Origin of the sequence: Aquibium sp. ELW1220 (genome assembly GCF_030398385.1) — a bacterium.
Taxonomy (GTDB): domain Bacteria; phylum Pseudomonadota; class Alphaproteobacteria; order Rhizobiales; family Rhizobiaceae; genus Aquibium.
In genome coordinates, this window is record NZ_JAOAOQ010000048.1 from 1 (window position 1) to 20215 (window position 20215).

A 20215-nucleotide genomic window follows, 5' to 3' on the forward strand; every position below is an offset into this window, starting at 1 on the left:
TGCGCTCCGTCGCCGACCGCCTCCTCAACGTCGCCTGCGCCATGCTGAAAGCCGGAACCTCCTTCGACCCCTCCCGGGCAACCCAGAAAACCTCTTGCTAAACGGTGGGGAGTCCCCCCCCTCCGTCGTCGCTTCGCGACGCCACCTCCGCCCCCACTTCGTGGGGTGGAGGACAAGAGGCCGCAGCGCTTCCGTCCGTCCTCCAACCCCACACAGTGGGCGGAGGTGCCGCAGCTCAGCGAAGGCGTCCGGATCCGGAATCCATTCCGAGACGTCGGCAGGAAGGAGCCTGACATCCCCAGGCGTCATGGAATGGATTCCGGACAGACGCTCCGCGCTCCGCGCGGTTCGTATCCGGAGTGACGCGGGTATGTCCGCCGGCACCGAGACTGCCTCCGCTCTCGCACGGCGTCCTCACCCCCGCCTTCGTCATCCCGGAACGGCGTCCGACGCGGAGCGAAGGACGACGTATCCGGGATCCACGCCTCGCCATCCATGCCCGCGATCCGGTCCACGACGAGGCACGCGCCGCCGCCTCGCTCCGGTCGCCGCCGTCCCCCCCTCCGTCGTCGCTGCGCGACGCCACCTCCGCCCCCACTGCGTGGGGTGGAGGACAAGCGGCCGCAGCGCTCCCGTCCGTCCTCCATTCCCACACAGTGGGCGGAGGTGCCGAGCGGAGCGAAAGCGTCCGGATCCGGAAGCCATTCCGAGACGTCGGCAGGAGGGAGCCTGACGCTCCCCGGCGTCACGGAATGGATTCCGGACAGACGCTCCGCGCGGTTCGTATCCGGAATGACGCGGGTATGTCCGCCGGCACAGAGACTGCCTCCGCTCTCGCACGGCGTCCTCACCCCCGCCTTCGTCATCCTGGAACGGCGTCCGACGCGGAGCGAAGGACGACGTATCCGGGATCCACGCCTCGCCATCCATGCCCGCGATCCGGTCCACGACGAGGCACGCGCCGCCGCCTCGCTCCGGTCGCCGCCGTCCCCCCCTCCGTCGTCGCTTCGCGACGCCACCTCCGCCCCCACTTCGTGGGGTGGAGGACAAGAGGCCGCAGCGCTTCCGTCCGTCCTCCAGCCCCACACAGTGGGCGAAGGTGCCGAGCGCAGCGAAGGCGTCCGGATCCGGAAGCCATTCCGAGACGTCGGCAGGAGGGAGCCTGACGTCCCCCGGCGTCACGCTTCGCCTGTGTGCCGAGAATACGACACACGCTGCCGGGGGGCAAATCACCCCTCCAGCAGCGCGTCCATGAGCTTTTCCGCCGCTTCCGGGATCACCGTGCCGGGCGGGAAGATGGCGGTGGCGCCGGCGGCGAGGACGGCGTCGAAATCGTCGGGCGGGATGACGCCGCCGGCGACGATCATGATGTCCTCGCGGGACAGGCGGGCGAGGGCTTCCCTGAGTTCGGGGATCAGGGTCAGGTGGCCGGCGGCGAGCGAGGAGGCGCCGACGATGTGGACGTCGTGCTCGACGGCGAGCTTCGCGATCTCCTCGGGCGTCTGGAACATGGCGCCGACGGTGACGTCGAAGCCGAGATCGGCGAAGGCCGTGGCGATGACCTTCTGGCCGCGGTCGTGGCCGTCCTGGCCCATCTTGGCGACGAGAATGCGCGGTGCGGCGCCGGTCTTGTCGCGGAACGCCTCGACCTTCTCCTGCACGCGCGGGATGGCGGGGATGTCGCCGGCCTCGGCGCGGTAGACGCCGGAAATCGTCTGGACGGTCGCGACATGGCGGCCGAAGACCTTCTCCAGCGCCAGAGAGATCTCGCCGACGGTGGCCTTGGCGCGGGCGGCGCGGATGGCGAATTCGAGCAGGTTGCCGCCGCTGGCGGCTGCCTCCGTGAGCGCCGACAGCGCGCCTTCGACGGCCGCCACGTCGCGCGTGCCCTTGAGCTGCTGCAGCTTGGAGAGCTGGCGCGCGCGCACCTGAGCGTTGTCGACCTTGAGCACGTCGACCTCGATCTCGCTGCCCGGCTGGAAGGCGTTGACGCCGATCAGCGCCTGGCGCCCGGCGTCGATGCGCGCCTGGGTGCGGGCCGAGGCCTCTTCGATGCGCAGCTTGGGGATGCCCTTCTCGATGGCGGCGGCCATGCCGCCCAGCGCTTCCACCTCCTCGATGTGCGACAGCGCGCGGGCGGCGAGATCGTAGGTCAGCCGCTCGACGAAGGCCGAGCCGCCCCAGGGGTCGATGAGGCGGGTGGTGCCGGATTCCTGCTGCAGGATGATCTGGGTGTTGCGGGCGATGCGGGCGGAGTGGTCGGTCGGCAGCGCCAGCGCCTCGTCGAAGGCGTTGGTGTGCAGCGACTGGGTGCCGCCCTGCGTGGCCGCCATCGCCTCGATCATGGTGCGGGTTATGTTGTTGTAGGGGTCCTGGGCGGTGAGCGACCAGCCGGACGTCTGGGTGTGGGCACGCAGCGCCAGCGACTTGTCGCTCTTCGGCGCGAAGTTCTTCTTCATCAGGGCGGCCCAGAGCAGGCGGCCGGCGCGCTGCTTGGCGAGCTCCATGAAGAAGTTCATGCCGGCGTTCCAGAAGAAGGAGAGGCGCGGCGCGAAGGCGTCGACGTCGAGGCCGGCCGCGATGCCGGCGCGCACATATTCGATGCCGTCGGCGATGGTGTAGGCGAGCTCGAGGTCGACCGTCGCCCCTGCCTCCTGGATGTGGTAGCCGGAAATCGAGATGGAGTTGAACTTCGGCATCTCGCGCGAGGTGTAGGCGAAGATGTCGGAGATGATCCGCATCGAGGGCTTCGGCGGGTAGATGTAGGTGTTGCGGACCATGAACTCCTTGAGGATGTCGTTCTGGATGGTCCCGGCGAGGTCCTTCTGCGAAACGCCCTGTTCCTCGGCCGCCACGACGTAGAGCGCCATGATCGGCAGCACGGCGCCGTTCATGGTCATCGACACGGTCATCTCGCCGAGCGGGATGCCGTCGAAGAGCTGGCGCATGTCGAGGATGGAATCGATCGCGACGCCGGCCATGCCGACGTCGCCCGCCACGCGCGGATGGTCCGAATCATAGCCGCGATGGGTGGCGAGGTCGAAGGCGACCGACAGGCCCTTCTGGCCGCTGGCCAGGTTGCGCCGGTAGAAGGCGTTGGATTCCTCGGCCGTCGAGAAGCCGGCATATTGCCGGATGGTCCAGGGCTGCTGGACGTACATGGTGGGGTAGGGGCCGCGCAGGAACGGGGCCGCGCCCGGCACCGTGTCGAGGAAGGGCAGGCCCTCGATGTCGGCCTCGCCGTACACGCGCTTGATGTCGATGCCTTCGGGCGTCTCCCAGAGGTCGTCGCGGCTCAACTTGCCGCGCGCGGGCTTCGACCAGTCTATGGCGGCGAAATCGGGGATCATGCCGGCTCTCCCAAGCTCTCGTCGATGCGGGTGGCGGCGAGCCTTTCGCAGAAGGCGCCGCCCTCTTTCGGCCCCTCGCGCGTCTCGGCGGGAAGCGTGGCGACCGGGCGCTCCTGCGCCAGCGGGAAGATGGTGGTGCCGACGATGCGGCGCTCGCCCGACCGGTAGCGGGCCACCCGCGCATCGCGGGCTTCGACCACGCGTGCCTGGTAGCGCCCGGCGGCGAGGCTCTCGAGGATGCCGCCCTCCTGCTCGATGGTCTTGAACTCCTCCCAAGCGGCCTCGCAGAGCGCCTCGGTGAGGTGGGCGATGCCGCCCGAGCCGGCGGCGGGATCGTTGACGAAGCCGACATGGGCCTCGCGCGAAAGCACCAGTTGCGTGTTGCGGGCGACGCGGCGGGCGAACTCGTCCGGCAGGCCGTGGGTCAGCGTGTGCGGCAGCACCGAGATCGAATCCGCGCCGCCGACGGCGGCGGCGAAGACGGCGATGGTGGAGCGCAGGATGTTGGTCTCGGGATCGCGGCGCGTCATCATCCGCCACGAGGTCTCGGCATGGATCATGGCAAGCGACGGCTCGACCGAGCAGACTTCCTGCACGCGCGACCACAGCCGCCGCAGCGCCCGCATCTTGGCGATGGTGACGAACTGGTCCTGGCTGGCCGCCGTGGCGAAGCCGATATGGGGTGCCGCATAGACCAGCGGCTGGCGGGCGGCCTGGAACATGCGCAGATGCGACAGCGCCGACGACAGCATGAAGGCGAGTTCCTGCGCCTCGGTTGCGCCGGCATTGTGGCAGACGCGGCCGTCGGCCTCGAGCAGGACGCCGGGCACGCCGAGCGCGAAGAAATGGGCGAGCGACTGCGGCAGCGAGGCCTTCAGGGCCTCGATCGACATGCGCATGCGGCCGGTGCCGGCAAAGATCGCCGAGGGATCGATGCCGAAGGAGAGATGCATGCGGGCGGGGTCGGCGCGCCGGGCGGACAGGTAGGCCACCAGCCACTCGGCGGTGATGCGGCTCGTCGGATGCGTATCGACGCGCAGGTCCAGCCGGCCGAGCGGCACGTCGTCGAGCGTGGCGGCCAGCGCCTCCTGGGTGGCGGGCAGGCCGTAGCCGAAGGCGTTGGGCGCGCCCTCGAAGACGATCGACAGCCCGTCGGCGCCGTTCTTCACGTCCTCCAGCGCCTGCGCCCGCGCACGCACCGGATCGGGATCGTCGACGCGCTGGACGATGCGCCAGCCGGCATGCTTGTCGACCCGCGAGATCGGCTGCGGTTCCTGCGAACGGGCATGCAGCGGCTCGACGCGGATGCCGTCGTCGGTGCGCGACACCAGCGTCGTCTCGAAATCGGCACCGCGCAGCGCCTTGGCCGCCATTGCGCGCCAGAGCGCCTCGTCGACCGGCGGGAAATCCGCTTGGCTGAGTAGATCAGGTGTCATCGTGTGTCCGCATCCGTGCGGCCGTGGACGGGCCGCTTCCTCGCCAGAGTAAAGGGCAACAGCGGGCGCCGCAACAAAGCGGATGCGCCGCCTTGTGCATCGCACCGAACCCGACGCATCTGCGCCACACCTGCCGCTCCTCTCCTCGCGCTCCCCCGCCGGCCGGATTAGGCCGCGCGGGTGCCGACCGCAACTGCGACTTTCGCAAGGATCGTGCACGGCCGGTGTGAGGGCGGTCGTGGACTGCCGGCGCCATAGCTGCGGGAAGGACGAGAGGACCGTCGAGGTCGCGGCACCCCCCCGCCATGCCCGCGCGCGCCCTCCGCCTTCGTCATCCCGGAACGACGTCCGAGCGGAGCGAAGGACGACGTATCCGGGATCCATGCCTCGGCACCACGGGCAAGCGCGATGGCGCGGGAGTTTGCCGCCGCCTGCCGCCTTTCTTCGTCGTTTCACCTTTCGACATCGGCCGAGGCATGGATCCCGGGTCTGCGCCTCCGCTTCGCTCCGGCTTCGCCCGGGATGACGAAGGAATGGGGGACGCCCGGCAATGCTGAAGCGCCGCAACGGTGAAGCGGGCGGACGCAAGGCCCTCCGAGCGTGCCGTTGTAGCGCGGCATCGGTGCCATTATACCTGACCGGGACGACCCGCCGCAGGCGGGACCACGGAGGGGAGCGCCAGATGAGCGACGACAGCCTGTTTCTCGGCGCGAGCCGGACGCCGGACGATTCCTACCAGAAATCCGAGACGCTGCTGCTCAGATACGGCAACCGCCACGGGCTGGTGACGGGCGCGACCGGCACCGGCAAGACGGTGACGCTGCAGGTGCTGGCCGAGGAATTCTCCAATGCCGGCGTGCCAGTGTTCTGCGCCGACGTGAAGGGCGACCTGTCGGGCATCGCGGCGATCGGCGAGCCCAAGGATTTTCTGGTCAAGCGCGCGGCGCAGGTGAAGCTCGATCCCTACGACTTCCAGGAATTTCCGGTGATCTTCTGGGACCTGTTCGGCGAGAAGGGCCATCCGATCCGCGCCACGGTGTCGGAGATGGGGCCGCTGCTTCTCGCACGGCTGATGAACCTGTCGGAGGCGCAGGAGGGCGTGCTCAACATCGCCTTCCGCATCGCCGACGAGGACGGGCTTCTGCTCCTCGACCTGAAGGATCTGCAGGCGATGCTGGCGCACGTCGCCGACCGGGCGGCGGAGATCTCCAAGCTCTACGGCAACGTCTCCAAGACCTCGGTCGGCGCCATCCAGCGCTCGCTGCTGATCCTGGAACAGCAGGGCGGGGCGAATTTCTTCGGCGAGCCGGCGCTCGCCATCGCCGACCTGATGCGCACCACGCGCGACGGCCGCGGCGCGATCAGCGTGCTCGCCGCCGACAGACTGATGATGAACCCGCGGCTCTACGCGACCTTCCTGCTCTGGCTGATGTCGGAACTGTTCGAGGCGCTGCCGGAGGTGGGCGATCCGGAGCGGCCGAAGCTCGTCTTCTTCTTCGACGAGGCGCATCTGCTCTTCGACGAGGCGCCGAAGATCCTGGTCGACCGGGTGGAGCAGGTGGTGCGGCTGATCCGCTCCAAGGGTGTGGGCGTCTACTTCGTTACCCAGAACCCGCTCGACGTGCCCGACACGGTGCTGGCGCAGCTCGGCAACCGCATCCAGCATGCGCTGCGCGCCTACACCCCGCGCGAGCAGAAGGCGGTGAAGGCCTCGGCCGAGACCTTCCGCGCCAACCCCGACTTCGACTGCGCCGAGGCCATCACCCAGCTCGGCGTCGGCGAGGCGCTGGTCTCGACGCTGGAGGCCAAGGGCGTGCCCTCGGTCGTCCAGCGCACGCTGATTCGCCCGCCGGCCTCCAGGCTCGGGCCGATCACCGATGCGGAGCGCACGCAGATCCAGGCGCTGAGCCCGGTGGCCGGGCAGTACGACAGGACAATCGACCGCGAATCGGCCTTCGAGATCCTGCAGAAGCGGGGGGCGGAGGCGGCCGATGCGGCCGAGCGGGAGGCGGGGCGCGACGACGGCCGGGCGCGCGGGCCATGGGGTGGCGAGCGCGACGACCGCCGCCAGGACGAGGCGCGCGACGATGGCCGCGCGGGCGACCGCTGGACGCTGCCCGACTTCGACGGCAAGGGCCGTCGCGACGAGGAATTCGAGGAAGACTACCGCAAGCGGCGCCCGGCGAGCCGCACCACCTCGAACCGGACGGGCTCGAGCGGGTCGGGTTCGAGTGGCACGCGCAGTAAGTCGTCCGCCCCGCGCCCGAGGACGTCGAACCGCCAGACCGTGGCGGAGGCCGCCGTCAAGTCGGTGGTGCGCTCGGTGGGCAGCTCGCTGGGGCGGGCGCTGATCCGGGGGATATTGGGGAGTTTGAAGAGGTAGGGGTTCTATCGGCCTCCCAAGACCGCGAACATATCTTCCGACGAATCCAACTCCAGTATCGGATGCACTTCCCCGATTTGCCCGGCATAATATGTAAGCCAGCGATTTCCAAGTAGATTAACGAACCCGCTCAGCCTCTCGTTCACATCGTCGTCTCTGTAAAATGGGAACCAACCGGAGAATTCCATACCATCCGCGCGCAGTTGGGTTGGGACATTTGGATTCATATAGATGACACCATCTGTATGCTCATCAGAATAATTGTCCCCCATTAATCTTGCAATCATAGCCAGCATATTGTCATGACCGAATAACGGCGGTTGGTCCATCGCAATAATAATTAATGATTGTGTATCCTTTTTTCCAAATGCGGACTTAGACTGCCGCAACTGTTTTCGTGCTTTCTTTATGCGCTGCTCGATTGCTCGTCGAAAGCGCCGAAGGATAAGATTATTTGCCCGCTCCGGAAGCGCTTCCCCCCTGAAGACGTACCCCGCCAGATCGCTTGCGGAACATCCCGCATCTACGCAAGCCTGCGACAGAGAGCGCATTGCTTCAGGTCCAGAAAATACACCTTCAAATGTTTTTAGTTCAGCAATTACGTTATAATCCTTGAAGAAATAGTCGGCATTAAGTGGCATCTTCCACTTGAAATCAAGAAAATCAGAAATCTTTATTCCACCAAATTTTCAACGAAAGTGTCGAATGTTCTTTCAACCGATATGAGCGAAGGGCGCTCTCTAGGTTCTTTGCTTCTGTGCAGCAACTCGTAGGCTGCGATTTTATCCGGGATTTTTCTCACCATGTCGCGCACGGGATATGATTCTGATGCGCTCCGCAAGCTGTCCGCTTTGCTCGCTCTGGCAGTCTTGCTTGATGGCGTAAAGGTACACTATCGTACCGCGACCTGCCAGAACCGATCTAAAGAGCGGCAGCACAAAGTTGGCTCAAGTTTTCGAGCAATCGATAGCTGTCGATTTGTCACGCGAACGCCCGGTGCGCTCGCATCTTTGGTCTTCAGCTCCACCGTCAGCAACGGCCCTTAAGGCGCCGCTGCAAAGGCATCCTTGACGTCTGAATTGGGTAGCTTTGCGTACGGACTTCGCTGTGTGCCCTAATCGTTGCTCTCCGGGTTCCGGTACCCGGATCCCCGCCACTACGCTCTGCGCAGGAGGCCGGTCATTGTGCATTTCATGAGGTCTCTTCGACCGGGACGGAGCGCTCGCGCGCTCTTGCGCGGCTCAGCAGTTCCCAGTTCCAACAGTGAAGTCGCGAATCCGCCCGGACTGTTGGAACCGCTGCTTTTGCAACCGAAAGCCGCATGACGTCCAAGGCCTATCCAATCCCCGCCATCGCCTCCTCCACCACCCCGCGCGGAAGCATCAGCAGGTCCGACGCCTCGAACGCCAGATGGCCGAGATAGCGTCGCGTCAGGGCAGCGACTGTCCGGGCCTGCTCGGCGTCGCGGCGACGTTTCAGGGGGTCGCGGTCGGGGCGGTTCGCGATCCAGTGCTTGTGGATTGCAAAGACGCGGGGATCGACCGTGACGAGGCGCACGGGAGCGCCGCGCTCGTCGAGCGCGATCTGCTCGAAGGCAGGGGCGTTTTCGAGCCAGGACAGGCCTTCGATTTCGGCGGCTTCGAGCGCGCCGGGTCCGGTCGGGGAGGAGGGCAGGGCCCAGGGCGGGCGGCGCATCGGGGTGATCAGGTCGACGAGATAGCCCTCGTCGTTCTCGGCCCGAAAGCCCTGGCGGCTCTTGCGGAAGGAGCGGTCGATACGCCGCAGGAGGTCGACGAGTCCGTCCTGCGAGAGTGCGGCGTCGCCGACGAGGTTCAGGCCGCGGCGGGCGTCGAACAAAAGGTCGAGGTCGCCGGTGGCCGTGATGCCTGGATCGAGGAAGACGCCGGCAGCGGCCTCGTAGGCATAGAGCGCGTTGGTGCCGACGACCCGCAGGCCCTTGCCGAGAAATCCGCGCTGGTCGAGCAGGCGCAGGATGCGGGCGGCGATCAGGGGGACGCGGCCCATGCCCAGCGCGCGATTGACCGCTGCCTGACGGGCAAGCGCTTCGTCGAGCCGCTTGCGGCTGGCAGTGGCGGAGGCGCGTTCGTTTTCGAAGGTCGACTTGAGGGCCTCGGTCTCCGGCGAGCGTCGGCCCAGTGACTTCTGCCGGCGCTTGCCGTCGTCGGCATAGGAGGCGCGGAACAGGTAGTCATGCCCCTTGGACGTCTCCCACACCATCGATCCGCGAAAGCCGTGCTCGCGCTCGACCGCATTGCGCCACGCCTGGTAGCGCTGGCGGGTGTTGATGGTTTCCCGGCTCTGGTCGGCAGCGAGTTCGACGAAGTCCACGACGGTTCCAACAGTTGAGCCCGGATTCGATCCGAACTGTTGGAACTTACCATGATCGGCTGGGCTGGAAAAGTTCCAACAGTCGAGTCACCAGGCCGCCCGTACTGTTGGAACCGCCGTTCTCGCGACCGACTCCGCGTGCCGCCCGCCTACCGCACCAGGATCGGCGTCTTGTTCGGCACCCTGTTGAACAGGTCCATGACGTCCTGGTTGACCATGCGCACGCAGCCCGACGAGACCGACTTGCCGATCGACCACCATTCGGGCGAGCCGTGGACGCGGTAGAGGGTGTCGACATCGTCCTTGAAGATGTAGAGCGCGCGGGCGCCGAGCGGGTTGTCGAGGCCGGGGCGCATGCCGCCATTGTCGGCGCTGTACTTGGCGAGCTCGGGCTGGCGGGCGATCATCTCTTCGGGCGGGGTCCAGGTCGGCCAGGCGCGCTTCCACTGGATGACGGCGCGGCCGGACCATTCGAAGCCGGCGCGGCCGAGACCGACGCCGTAGCGCAGCGCCCGGCCGCCCGGCTGGACGAGGTAGAGAAAGTGCTTCGACGTGTCGACGACGACCGTGCCCGGCGCCTCGCCGGTCGGGTCGGAGACGTACTGGCGCAGGAAGCGCGACGGGATCTGCTGATAAGGCACGGCCGGAACGAGGAAGCCGCCATCGCTGCGCGCGGCGTAGATCTCGGCATGGTCGAAGCCGCCGCCCCTCTCTTCGCCGAAGCGCGGCAGCTGCGGCATCGGCCGCGACGTGGTGCAGGCGGAGAGAACCAGCTGGCCGGCGCCGAGCGCGCCCGCCGTCAGCAGGAAGCGCCGCGAAACGCCGCCGGTGGAAGTCGAACGTCCGGTCATGGAGATATGTCACCCTCTTGAAGCCGCATAACGCCCATGCACGGGAAGGGTTGCCCGATTTCCGCCGCACCAGCGTCAAGGTTGCGGTATTCCCGATCAGCCGAGGTTCGGCAAGCCTCCGAGCGACGGCAGGATCACCGAAGGCGGGTGATCGAGATACTCGTCCGGCTGGCCCGACCGGTTGATCCAGACCGTGCGGAAGCCGAATTTCGCAGCGCCCGCAACGTCCCAGCGGTTCGAGGACTGGAAGGAGACGGCGTTCGGGTACACCCGTAACGCGGTGGTAACAATGTCGTAAACGGACGGGTCGGTCTTGAATTTCCGGACGGCATCGACCGAGAAGACATCGTCCAGCACGAGGTCGAGTCCGGCCGACTTCACGGCGGCCTCCAGCATGGCGGGCGAACCGTTGGAGAGGATGGCGAGCCTCGCGCCGTCGGCCTTCAGCGCCTTCAGCACGGCGGGCACCTCCGGATAGCAGTCGAGACGCCAGTAGGCGTCGAGCAGGGTCTGACGCAGCGAGCGATCGGCCGACGGCACCCGGGCAAAGGCGAAGTCGAGCGCCTGCTGGGTGAGCTGCCAGAAATCCTGGTAGGAGCCCATCAGCGTGCGCACCCAGGAATATTCGAGCTGCTTGGCACGCCAAATCTCCGACAGCAGCTGCCCGTCCGGGCCGATCGCCTCGGCGTGGCGGCGCACGGCGGCATGGACGTCGAACAGCGTGCCGTAGGCATCGAAGACATAGGCGGAGTGGCGCATGGAAGGTCCCGTCGGTCGCGGCAAGACTTGATCCGATCGCGCAGCACCGGTCAAGCGCCGCGCTGGCGCAAGAAAATCGCGGCATGGACAATTGACGCATGGGGACGAGCCGCTATCCATAGGCCGCAAAGAAAGGCGGATGCACCATGGCGGTCGACACGAAAGCACAATCCCTCACCTGGACCTATGTCGATGGGGACTGGCACGAGGGCAACGTGGCGCTGGTGGGCCCGCGCAGCCACGTGATGTGGCTGGGCTCGAACGTCTTCGACGGCGCGCGCTGGTTCGAGAACGTCGCGCCCGACCTCGACCTGCACGCCGCCCGCGTCAACGCCTCGGCGCTGGCGCTTGGCCTGCAGCCGACGATGATTCCGGACGAGATCGTCGGCCTGACGCTGGACGGTCTGAAGAAGTTCGACGGCAACACGGCCGTCTACATCCGCCCGATGTACTGGGCCGAACACGGCGGCTACATGGGCGTGCCGGCCGATCCCGCCTCGACGCGCTTCTGCCTGTGCCTCTATGAATCGCCGATGATCGCGCCGTCGGGCTTTTCGGTGACGGTCTCGCCGTTCCGCCGCCCGACCATCGAGACGATGCCGACCAACGCCAAGGCGGGCTGCCTCTATCCCAACAACGGCCGGGCGATCCTCGAGGCGCGGTCGCGCGGCTTCGACAACGCGCTGGTGCTCGACATGCTGGGCAACGTGGCCGAGACCGGCTCGTCCAACATCTTCATGGTCAAGGACGGCGTCGCCTTCACGCCGGTGGCCAACGGCACCTTCCTGTCGGGCATCACCCGGTCCCGCACCATCGGCCTGCTGCGCGAGGCCGGCCAGGCGGTGGTGGAAAAGAGCCTGACGGTGGCGGACTTCCTCGGCGCCGACGAGATCTTCTCGACCGGCAACCATTCCAAGGTGGTGCCCGTTCTCCAGATCGAGGACCGGACGCTCCAGCCCGGACCCGTGGCAAAGAAGGCGCGCGCGCTCTACTGGGACTGGGCGCATGGCCACTCCGCCTGAGGCGAAAACCGGCACCGGCGCGCGCGGCGTCTCGATTCGCGCAGTCGCCTGTCCTATATGAACACCGACCCTTTCACCCGATCCGCAGCCTCCCAAAGGAGATCCACCATGGCTTTCGAACTTCCCGAACTTCCCTACGATTACGAGGCACTGCAGCCCTTCATGTCGAAGGAGACGCTCGAGTATCATCACGACAAGCACCACAAGGCCTATGTCGACAACGGCAACAAGCTGGCCGCCGAGGCAGGCATGGACGGGCTGTCGCTCGAGGAGATCGTCAAGCAGTCCTACGGCAAGAATGCCGGCCTCTTCAACAATGCCGGCCAGCACTACAACCACATCCACTTCTGGAAGTGGATGAAGAAGGGCGGCGGCGGCAAGGCCCTGCCGGGCGCGCTGCAGAAGGCGGTCGATTCGGATCTCGGCGGCTACGACAAGTTCAAGGCCGACTTCATCGCCGCCGGCACGACGCAGTTCGGCTCGGGCTGGGCCTGGCTCTCGGTCAAGAACGGCAAGCTGGAGATTTCCAAGACCCCGAACGGCGAGAACCCGCTGGTGCACGGCGCGACCCCGATCCTCGGCGTCGACGTGTGGGAGCATTCCTACTACATCGACTACCGCAACGCCCGGCCGAAGTATCTCGAGGCCTTCGTCGACAACCTGATCAACTGGGACTACGTCCTGGAGTGCTTCGAAAAGGCCTCCTGATCCCTGTCTCGCTCCGACGGAAGTCTATCGCGCCCCGACCTTGGTCGGGGCGTCTTTCGTTGACGGTGTGTCGCAGCGGGCGCCGCTGCCATCACGCGAGCGTGAACGCGCGTGAACGGGAAGTTTGCCATTGTCGGCGTCGCAGGTTCTGCCAACCCAGCAAGGCCCTTTCCCAAGCAAGGCATCCGGAGGACATCATGAAGAAGTTTCTACTCGCCGCGGCGGCGCTGACTTTCGCCGTGACGGCGTCGATCGCCGGCCCCGTCGAGGACCGCGAGGCGATGATGAAGGGGTTCGGGGGCGCGCTCGGCCAGCTCGGTCCGATCGCCAAGGGCGAGAAGCCCTATGACGCCGCCGTCGTCAACGCGGCCATCGAGCAGCTCAGCGCCAACGCCATGAAGTTCGACGTCGCCGCGATGTTCCCGGCCGGCTCGGGCGAGGGCACGGAAGCGCTTCCGGCGATCTGGGAGAACATGGCCGACTTCGAGGCGAAGGTCGCGAAGTTCAAGGCCGACGTGGCCGGCGTCGCCGCCAACCCGCCGGCCGATCAGGCCGCCGTGGGTGCGGCTCTCGGCGTGATCGGCGGCAATTGCGGCGCCTGCCACCAGACCTATCGCGCCAAGAAGAGCTGAGGACAGCCTTCGAATGAGACTTGCCGGCAAGCTGGCCCTATCTGCAGCCGTCCTTGCCGGCGCGTCCGCGCTCGCCTTCTGGTGGCTCACCGCGCCCCGGGTTCTTCCGGCGGAAGTCGTCGCTGCCTTCCCGCCGGGCAACGCCGCCGAGGGCGAGCGCATCTTCTGGGCGGGCGGCTGCGCCTCCTGCCATGCGGCGCCGGGCGCCGAGGGCGAGGCTCGCCTGGCGCTTCCGGGCGGACTGCAGCTGAAGACCGGCTTCGGCGCCTTCATCGCGCCCAACATATCCTCCCACCCGACCGACGGCATCGGCGCCTGGAACATCGGCGAATTCGCCAATGCGATGCAGCGCGGCGTGTCGCCGGACGGACGGCACTATTACCCGGCCTTCCCCTACACCTCCTACGCGCGCATGACGCGCGACGACGTGGCCGACCTCTTCGCCTTCCTGAAGACGGTTCCGGCGGTCGAAGGCAGGGCGGAGCCGACGCGGCTCGGCTTTCCCTTCAACATCCGCCGCGGCATCGGCCTGTGGAAGCTGGTCAATCTCGATCCGGCACCGGTCGTCTCGATCGAAGGCGCCACGGCGGAGGTGCTGCGCGGCCAGTACCTCGTCGAGGGTCCCGGCCATTGCGGCGAATGCCACACGCCGCGCGACGTCTCCGGCGGACTGAAGACGGGCGAATGGCTGTCCGGCGCCGTGGCGGCCGAAGGCGAGGGGGTGGTTCCCAACATCACGCCCGACGGCCTGTCCTGGTCGGCCGCCGACATCGCCTATTACCTCGAAAGCGGCTTCACCCCCGATTTCGATTCGGTCGGCGGCTCGATGGTCGACGTGCAGAAGAACATGGCCATGCTGCCGGCCGAGGACCGGGCTGCGATCGCTGCCTACGTGAAGGCGATTCCCGGCCATCCGAACGGGTATCCGGCGCGGTAGGAAAAGGCACGGACAGATCAGTGGACTTGAGGTGGATCTGCGGAGGCGGGGAAAAAACGAGCGCCCGATAAGGGCACTTGCCGACCCTTCTCGAAACGGCATTCGCCCCCCGGGCTCCATTGTGGTAGATCTTTATGATGGAGACCGATTACCGATCCATCATCACCCAGGAGCCCGGAAAGCGGGGAGGGCGCGCCTGCATTCGCGGAATGCGCATCGCGGTCGCCGACATTCTCGGCTGGCTCGCCGTGGGGATGTCTGACGAGGAAATCCTAGCCGATTATCCGGACCTGACGCGTGAGGACATTCGCGCCGCGCTGGCCTATGCCGCGGATCGCGAAAGGCGGATCGTCACTGCGGCGTGACGCCGTCATCCTCGGGCTTGTCCCGAGGATCTGCCCCCGTTTGGAGGCTCCGCAGGGTCTGCCCGTAACGCCGGAATACCGGATATGCCCAGAGTTCCAGAGTCGACAGATCCTCGGGACAAGCCCGAGGATGACGTGTGGTCGATGTCGCAATTGCCAATCGGTCAGAACGAGCAAACGCGGACCGCTCATTCGCCGAGCGGTCAATGATCGGTGGCATCGTCGGACGGTCGCGGACCAAGCCGCGATCGCCGCCCGGTCAGTTCGCCGGCGGAACATCCGCCTTGTCCGCCATCTTCAGCGCGAAGGCGTAGGTGTAGGCGATTTCTTCCAGGCGCGAGAAGCGGCCCGACGCGCCGGCGTGGCCGGCTTCCATGTTGATGCGGAAGAGAACCGGGCTGTCGCCGGTCTTCAGCGCGCGCAGCTTCGCCACCCATTTGGCCGGCTCCCAGTAGGTGACGCGCGGGTCGGTCAGGCCCGAGACGGCGAGGATCGGCGGATAGTCCTTCGCGCCGACATTGTCGTAGGGCGAATAGCCGGCGATCGTCGCGTAGTCGGCCACCGATGCGATCGGATTGCCCCATTCGGGCCATTCCGGCGGGGTGAGCGGCAAAGTCTCGTCGAGCATCGTCGTCAAGACGTCGACGAATGGCACTTCCGCCACGATCGCGCCGAAGGCCTCCGGCGCCATGTTGGCGACGGCGCCCATGAGCATGCCGCCGGCCGAACCGCCCTGCGCGACGATGCGGTCGTGCGCGGTGAAGCCTTCGGCGACGAGGTGGCGGGCGACCGCGATGAAATCGTGGAAGGTGTTCGTCTTGCGCTCGCGCTTGCCCTCCTCGTACCAGGAGAAGCCCTTGTCCTTGCCGCCGCGGGTGTGGGCGATGGCGTAGACGAAGCCGCGGTCGGCGAGCGACAGGCAGTTGGTGTTGAAGGCGGCCGGGATGGCGATGCCGTAGGAGCCGTAGCCGTAGAGGAGGCAGGGCGCCGAGCCGTCGAGCGGCGTGTCGCGGTGGTAGAGCAGCGACACCGGCACGTGTTCGCCGTCATGCGACGGCGCCATCAGGCGGCGCGTCACGTAGTGGTCGGCGTCGTGGCCGGACGGCACCTCCTGCGTCTTCAGGAGCGTGCGGCTGCGCGTCGCCATGTCGTAGTCGTAGACCTGCGAGGGCGTCGTCATCGAGGAATAGGTGAAGCGGAAGACGGTGGTGTCGTATTCGAGCGAGCCGATCAGCCCGAGCGAATAGGCCTCCTCGTCGAAGAAAATCGAATGCTCGTCGCCGGTGGCGCGCTCGCGCACGACGATGCGCGGCAGGCCGTCCTTGCGCTCCAGCCGGATCAGGTGGTCGCGGAAGGCCATGACCGCGAGGATCAGCCGGCCGGGCTCGTGCGGCACGAGGTCGGTCCAGTTCTCGGGCCGCGGATCGGCGGCCGGCGCGGTCATGACCTTGAAGTCCTTGGCGCCATCGAGATTGGTCAGGATGAAGAAGACGTCGCCGCCTTCCTCGAGATCGTACTGCACGCCGAGCTCGCGCGGCCGCACGACGACCGGCTCGGCCGCCGGGTCGGCGGCGGGGATGAGCCGGTATTCGGACGTCTCGTGGTCGTTGATCGAGATCAGGATCCAGTCGTTCGTGCGGGTGCCGCCGACATTCATGAAGAAGCCGGCATCGGTCTCCTCGTAGACCAGCCGGTCGGCGGCCGCGTCGTCGCCGAGCGCGTGGAACAGGATTTTCGAAGGCCGGTGGTTGGCGTCGACATGGGTGTAGAAGAAGCCGTCGTTCGGTGCCGTCCAGACTCCGCCGCCGCCGGTGTCGCGCACGATGTCGGGCAGGTCGGCTCCCGAAGCGATGTCGCGGACCTTCAGGGTGTAGAATTCCGAGCCCTTGTCGTCATAGGCCCAGAGGAGGCGGGCATGGTCGCTCGAATGGTCGGTGCCGCCGATCCGGAAATAGGCCTTGCCCGAAGCCTCCGCGTCGCCGTCGAGCAGCATCTCCTCCGTCCCGCCGTCGCGCGGCGTACGGACGTAGCGCGGCTGCTCGCCGCCGATGACGTAGGCGGAACCGTAGGCGAAGGGGCCGTCCTTCATCGGCACGGAGGAATCATCCTCCTTGATGCGCCCCTTCATCTCGGCAAACAGCACCTTCCGCAGCGGCTCGAGATCGGCGAGCATCGCCTGCTGGTAGGCGTTTTCCGCATCGAGATGCGCCCGGATCGCCGGGTCGAGCACGGCCGGATCACGAAACACGTCCTGCCAGTTGTCCGCCCGGAGCCAGGCGTAGTCGTCGGTGCGGGTCACGCCGTGATGCGTGTCGTGCACCGGCCGCCTTTCGGCAGTCGGGGCGGGGATGGCGGGAAAGGAAATCGTCTTGGCCATGGGCGCGGCGCCTGCTTGAATGGGAAATGAACGGATCGGTGGGCGGCTGTTCACGTCAGCTATGTCATTCTCCGGGCCTGTTCAAATGCTTTGGGAGAGAAACGCCGATGAAACCGCAGCTTCGCCTCGCCTCCGCCTTCGCCGCCCTCGCCATGACCGCCGGCCTCGCCGCCAGCGCGCAGGCCTCCGTCTTCCATGCCTGGGAGGTCGCCAACGTCGCCTGGGGCGACGTGCTCAACGTGCGCAAGTATCCGGCGAGCACCTCGCAGATCCAGTCGGCCTATCCGAACGGGACGGTGCTGCAGATGACCGGCCGCTGCACCGGCGGGCTCAGCCTCGACGACGTCGCCGGCCAGCCCGACTGGAAAAAGGCGCAGGCCGTGCGCCATCGCTGGTGCGAGGTCTGGCATGATCCGGCCCAGAACGGCAGTTTCGCCACCGGCTGGGTCTACGGCAAGTACATCGTCCCGCACTGAAAGCTGCGCGGATGATCTCGTCCGTCCGGTCCGTGATCATCCGCGCCGGCGTGCCGCGCCGCGATGCGCGACCGAAGGCGTCGGCGCGGCGTGTTTCGGGACGGTTCCGCTTGCACAAATGTCGCGACCTTGCGGCAATTGCTTGCGGGGCCAAGACCGAGTCGCTATCTGTCCCCCGGCACGCACGACGTGACCCAAGCAATGGCGGGGACGGGACTTCTGGATGGCGGACGGATCGCAGTCGGTTACATTTCTTGCGCTGATCCTGCCGTTCCTGGCCGCCGCGATTGCCCCCGCGCTGACCCGCGTCTTCAAGCACAACGCGGCCTGGGTGCTGGCGCTGGCGCCGCTGTTCCTGGTCGTCCATTTCTTCGGTTATCTCGGCGACGTCGCCGACGGCAGGACGGTGACGGGCGGATATTCCTGGATCCCGAGCCTCGGCGTCGATTTCGCCTGGTTCATCGACGGTCTGTCGCTGACCTTCGCGCTGCTGATCTCCGGCATCGGCACGCTGATCGTCCTCTATGCCGGCGGCTACCTGAAGGGGCACGAGCAGCAGGGCCGCTTCTTCTCCTTCATCCTGATGTTCATGGGCGCCATGCAGGGCCTGGTCCTGTCGGACTCCTTCATGATGCTGTTCGTGTTCTGGGAACTGACCTCGATCACGTCCTTCCTGCTGATCGGCTTCGACCACGCCCGCGAGGCGTCGCGGCGCGCGGCAATCCAGGCGCTGGTCGTGACGGGGCTGGGTGGCCTGTCGCTGCTCGCGGGGCTGCTGGTGATCTGGGCCGCGACGGGGCAGGGAACGCTGTCGGGCCTGCTCGCCACAGGCGACGCGCTGCGAGCGGCGCCCTTCTACCTGCTGGCGCTCGTGCTGGTTCTCGGCGGTGCCTTCACCAAGTCGGCGCAGTTCCCGTTCCATTTCTGGCTGCCCAACGCCATGGAGGCGCCGACGCCCGTCTCGGCCTATCTCCACTCCGCCACCATGGTGAAGGCCGGCGTCTACCTGCTGATGCGCCTCAACCCGGTGCTGGGGGAGACTGTGTGGTGGGAGACGATCCTGCCGGTCTTCGGTGGCACGACGCTCATCGTCGGCACGCTGCTCGCCATCCGCCAGACCGATCTCAAGCTGATGCTGGCCTATACGACGGTCGCCTCGCTCGGCCTGCTGGTCATGCTGACCGGCTTCGGCTCCGAGATCGCGATCGAGGCGGCGGTGCTCTATCTGGTGGCGCATTCGATGTTCAAGGGCGCGCTGTTCATGGTGGCGGGCCTGATCGACCACGAGGCCGGCACCCGCGACGTGCGCCGCCTCGGCGGACTGCGTTCGGCCATGCCGATCACCTTCGCCGCCGCGCTTCTGGCCGCACTGTCGATGGGCGGGCTGCCGCCTTTCTTCGGCTTCCTCGCCAAGGAGGAGATCTATGCGGCGCTGAACTTCTCGGGCGGCTGGAACGGCGTCTTCACCGTCGTCGCCATCGTCGGCAATGCGCTGATGCTGGTGATCGGCTTCGCCGTGGCGCTGAAGCCCTTCCTCGGCGCGGCCGTCGAGACGCCCAAGCACGCGCATGAAGGGCCGGTGCTGCTCTGGCTCGGACCGCTGACGCTCGCCGTCGTCGGTCTCGTGGCGGCGGTCTTCTCCGGCGTCTCGCACCACTATGTGTCCGAGCCGATGGCGGCGGCCGTTGCCGGCGCACCGGTGGAGATCTACATTTCCGTCGTGCCGCATGCGAGCCTGGCGCTGCTGCTCTCGCTCGTCACCATCGCCCTCGGAATCGCCATCTACCTGCTGCTCGACCGGGCGCGCGACGCCATGGCCGGCGTGCTTGCCGCCATAGGCTGGGGTCCCGACCGCGGCTTCGACCAGGTCATCCGCGGCCTGATCCGGCTGGCCGATGCGGTGACGGGCGTCATCCAGAACGGCCGCCTCGAGGTCTACATGGTCGTGACCTTCGTCATGATCGCGATCGCGGTCTGGACGCCGATGCTGGTGTTCGACGAACTGCCTTCGATGCCGTCGGTCCCCGATCTCACCTTCTACGAATGGACGGTCTTCGCCATCGCCATCATCGGCCTCGGCGCGGTGGTGTATGCGGCCGACCGGCTGACGGCGATCGTGTCGCTGGGCATCCAGGGCTTCGCGGTGGCGCTGCTGTTCCTTCTGCTCGGCGCGCCGGACCTGTCGTTCACGCAGTTCATGGTAGAGACGCTGTCGGTCGTGATCCTGGCGCTCGTGATGACGCGGCTGCGGCTGCATCCGAGCGACCATCGCCCGACGCCGGAGAAACTGCTGGACATGACGATCGCCGGCGCCTGCGGGCTGGGCTTCGCGCTGCTCCTGCTGAAGGTGACGCAGATCCCCTTCGACGCCACGCTGTCGGAGTTCTTCAGCACCTATTCCTACGTGATCGCGCATGGCCGCAACATCGTCAACGTCATCATCGTCGACTTCCGCGGCCTCGACACGCTGGGCGAGATCGCGGTGGTGATGATCACGGGGCTCGCCATCCTCGCCCTGATCCGCATCCGGGTTCCCCGGACGTCCAAACAGCCGGAGGCGGCGTCCTGAC

General features: G+C 66.9%; 15 protein-coding genes. 8 read left to right on the plus strand and 7 right to left on the minus strand.

What is annotated here, in order from left to right; genetic code table 11:
• Positions 1–1229: 1229 nt before the first annotated feature.
• On the minus strand, positions 1230–3350 hold the full coding sequence (scpA, locus tag N1F91_RS26755) for a methylmalonyl-CoA mutase (protein ID WP_289996705.1): 2121 nt from the start codon (positions 3348–3350) through the stop codon (positions 1230–1232).
• Complete coding sequence (locus N1F91_RS26760; RefSeq protein ID WP_289996706.1) at positions 3347–4786, minus strand: methylmalonyl-CoA mutase family protein; 1440 nt, start codon at positions 4784–4786, stop codon at positions 3347–3349. Before N1F91_RS26760 ends, scpA begins: the two co-directional genes overlap by 4 nt.
• Before the next feature lie 682 nt (positions 4787–5468).
• On the opposite strand from N1F91_RS26760, the gene N1F91_RS26765 reads away from it, so the two are divergent.
• On the plus strand, positions 5469–7169 hold the full coding sequence (locus N1F91_RS26765; protein WP_289996708.1) for a helicase HerA-like C-terminal domain-containing protein: 1701 nt from the start codon (positions 5469–5471) through the stop codon (positions 7167–7169).
• A 5-nt stretch (positions 7170–7174) separates the two neighbouring features.
• Here N1F91_RS26765 and N1F91_RS26770 read toward each other — a convergent pair whose 3' ends face one another.
• The 4 genes from N1F91_RS26770 to N1F91_RS26785 all read right to left on the minus strand — a co-directional run bounded on the left by N1F91_RS26770 (position 7175) and on the right by N1F91_RS26785 (position 11128).
• Positions 7175–7810 carry a hypothetical protein gene (locus N1F91_RS26770; RefSeq protein ID WP_289996710.1) on the minus strand — a complete coding sequence of 212 codons (636 nt, stop codon included), beginning with the start codon at positions 7808–7810 and terminating at the stop codon, positions 7175–7177.
• Between the two features lie 694 nt (positions 7811–8504).
• Entirely contained in the window at positions 8505–9518 is a 1014-nt protein-coding gene (locus N1F91_RS26775; RefSeq protein ID WP_289996711.1) for a nucleotidyltransferase domain-containing protein, read from the minus strand.
• A 149-nt stretch (positions 9519–9667) separates the two neighbouring features.
• Positions 9668–10369, minus strand: coding sequence for a L,D-transpeptidase (locus N1F91_RS26780; RefSeq protein WP_289996713.1), 702 nt, complete (start codon positions 10367–10369; stop codon positions 9668–9670).
• Positions 10370–10465: 96 nt separating this feature from the next.
• A complete protein-coding gene (locus N1F91_RS26785) occupies positions 10466–11128 on the minus strand; it encodes a haloacid dehalogenase type II (RefSeq protein WP_289996716.1) in 663 nt (220 codons plus the stop codon).
• 146 nt (positions 11129–11274) lie between these two features.
• Here N1F91_RS26785 and N1F91_RS26790 point away from each other — a divergent pair, with 146 nt between their 5' ends.
• From N1F91_RS26790 to N1F91_RS26810, 5 genes are all read left to right on the plus strand, one after another.
• Positions 11275–12150 (plus strand): branched-chain amino acid aminotransferase, encoded by an 876-nt coding sequence (locus tag N1F91_RS26790; RefSeq protein WP_289996717.1) that lies wholly within the window; start codon positions 11275–11277, stop codon positions 12148–12150.
• Between the two features lie 108 nt (positions 12151–12258).
• Positions 12259–12858, plus strand: coding sequence for a superoxide dismutase (locus N1F91_RS26795; protein ID WP_289996719.1), 600 nt, complete (start codon positions 12259–12261; stop codon positions 12856–12858).
• A gap of 197 nt (positions 12859–13055) precedes the next feature.
• On the plus strand, positions 13056–13490 hold the full coding sequence (locus N1F91_RS26800; RefSeq protein ID WP_289996720.1) for a cytochrome c: 435 nt from the start codon (positions 13056–13058) through the stop codon (positions 13488–13490).
• Between the two features lie 13 nt (positions 13491–13503).
• Entirely contained in the window at positions 13504–14427 is a 924-nt protein-coding gene (locus tag N1F91_RS26805) for a cytochrome c (protein ID WP_289996723.1), read from the plus strand.
• Between the two features lie 137 nt (positions 14428–14564).
• Positions 14565–14792 carry a DUF433 domain-containing protein gene (locus tag N1F91_RS26810; protein WP_289996761.1) on the plus strand — a complete coding sequence of 76 codons (228 nt, stop codon included), beginning with the start codon at positions 14565–14567 and terminating at the stop codon, positions 14790–14792.
• 259 nt (positions 14793–15051) lie between these two features.
• Here the strand turns inward: N1F91_RS26810 and N1F91_RS26815 are convergent, their stop codons facing one another.
• Positions 15052–17169, minus strand: coding sequence for a S9 family peptidase (locus N1F91_RS26815; protein WP_289996724.1), 2118 nt, complete (start codon positions 17167–17169; stop codon positions 15052–15054).
• Between the two features lie 107 nt (positions 17170–17276).
• Between N1F91_RS26815 and N1F91_RS26820 the strand changes: the two genes are divergently transcribed.
• The gene (locus tag N1F91_RS26820) at positions 17277–17645 is read left to right on the plus strand and encodes an SH3 domain-containing protein (RefSeq protein WP_289996725.1); all 369 of its coding nucleotides are present in this window, start codon (positions 17277–17279) and stop codon (positions 17643–17645) included.
• 223 nt (positions 17646–17868) lie between these two features.
• Positions 17869–20214 (plus strand): putative monovalent cation/H+ antiporter subunit A, encoded by a 2346-nt coding sequence (locus N1F91_RS26825; protein ID WP_289996727.1) that lies wholly within the window; start codon positions 17869–17871, stop codon positions 20212–20214.
• Position 20215: the final 1 nt, after the last annotated feature.

What these genes read in the sequence shown, in the direction of transcription:
- N1F91_RS26770 (WP_289996710.1), bottom strand. Translation starts at nt 7,810, where the DNA reads ATGCCACTTAATGCCGACTATTTCTTCAAGGATTATAACGTAATTGCT.
- N1F91_RS26785 (WP_289996716.1), bottom strand. Translation starts at nt 11,128, where the DNA reads ATGCGCCACTCCGCCTATGTCTTCGATGCCTACGGCACGCTGTTCGAC.
- N1F91_RS26810 (WP_289996761.1), top strand. Translation starts at nt 14,565, where the DNA reads ATGGAGACCGATTACCGATCCATCATCACCCAGGAGCCCGGAAAGCGG.
- N1F91_RS26815 (WP_289996724.1), bottom strand. Translation starts at nt 17,169, where the DNA reads ATGGCCAAGACGATTTCCTTTCCCGCCATCCCCGCCCCGACTGCCGAA.
- N1F91_RS26780 (WP_289996713.1), bottom strand. Translation starts at nt 10,369, where the DNA reads ATGACCGGACGTTCGACTTCCACCGGCGGCGTTTCGCGGCGCTTCCTG.
- N1F91_RS26805 (WP_289996723.1), top strand. Translation starts at nt 13,504, where the DNA reads ATGAGACTTGCCGGCAAGCTGGCCCTATCTGCAGCCGTCCTTGCCGGC.
- N1F91_RS26790 (WP_289996717.1), top strand. Translation starts at nt 11,275, where the DNA reads ATGGCGGTCGACACGAAAGCACAATCCCTCACCTGGACCTATGTCGAT.
- N1F91_RS26800 (WP_289996720.1), top strand. Translation starts at nt 13,056, where the DNA reads ATGAAGAAGTTTCTACTCGCCGCGGCGGCGCTGACTTTCGCCGTGACG.
- N1F91_RS26825 (WP_289996727.1), top strand. Translation starts at nt 17,869, where the DNA reads ATGGCGGACGGATCGCAGTCGGTTACATTTCTTGCGCTGATCCTGCCG.
- N1F91_RS26795 (WP_289996719.1), top strand. Translation starts at nt 12,259, where the DNA reads ATGGCTTTCGAACTTCCCGAACTTCCCTACGATTACGAGGCACTGCAG.
- N1F91_RS26765 (WP_289996708.1), top strand. Translation starts at nt 5,469, where the DNA reads ATGAGCGACGACAGCCTGTTTCTCGGCGCGAGCCGGACGCCGGACGAT.
- scpA (WP_289996705.1), bottom strand. Translation starts at nt 3,350, where the DNA reads ATGATCCCCGATTTCGCCGCCATAGACTGGTCGAAGCCCGCGCGCGGC.
- N1F91_RS26820 (WP_289996725.1), top strand. Translation starts at nt 17,277, where the DNA reads ATGAAACCGCAGCTTCGCCTCGCCTCCGCCTTCGCCGCCCTCGCCATG.
- N1F91_RS26760 (WP_289996706.1), bottom strand. Translation starts at nt 4,786, where the DNA reads ATGACACCTGATCTACTCAGCCAAGCGGATTTCCCGCCGGTCGACGAG.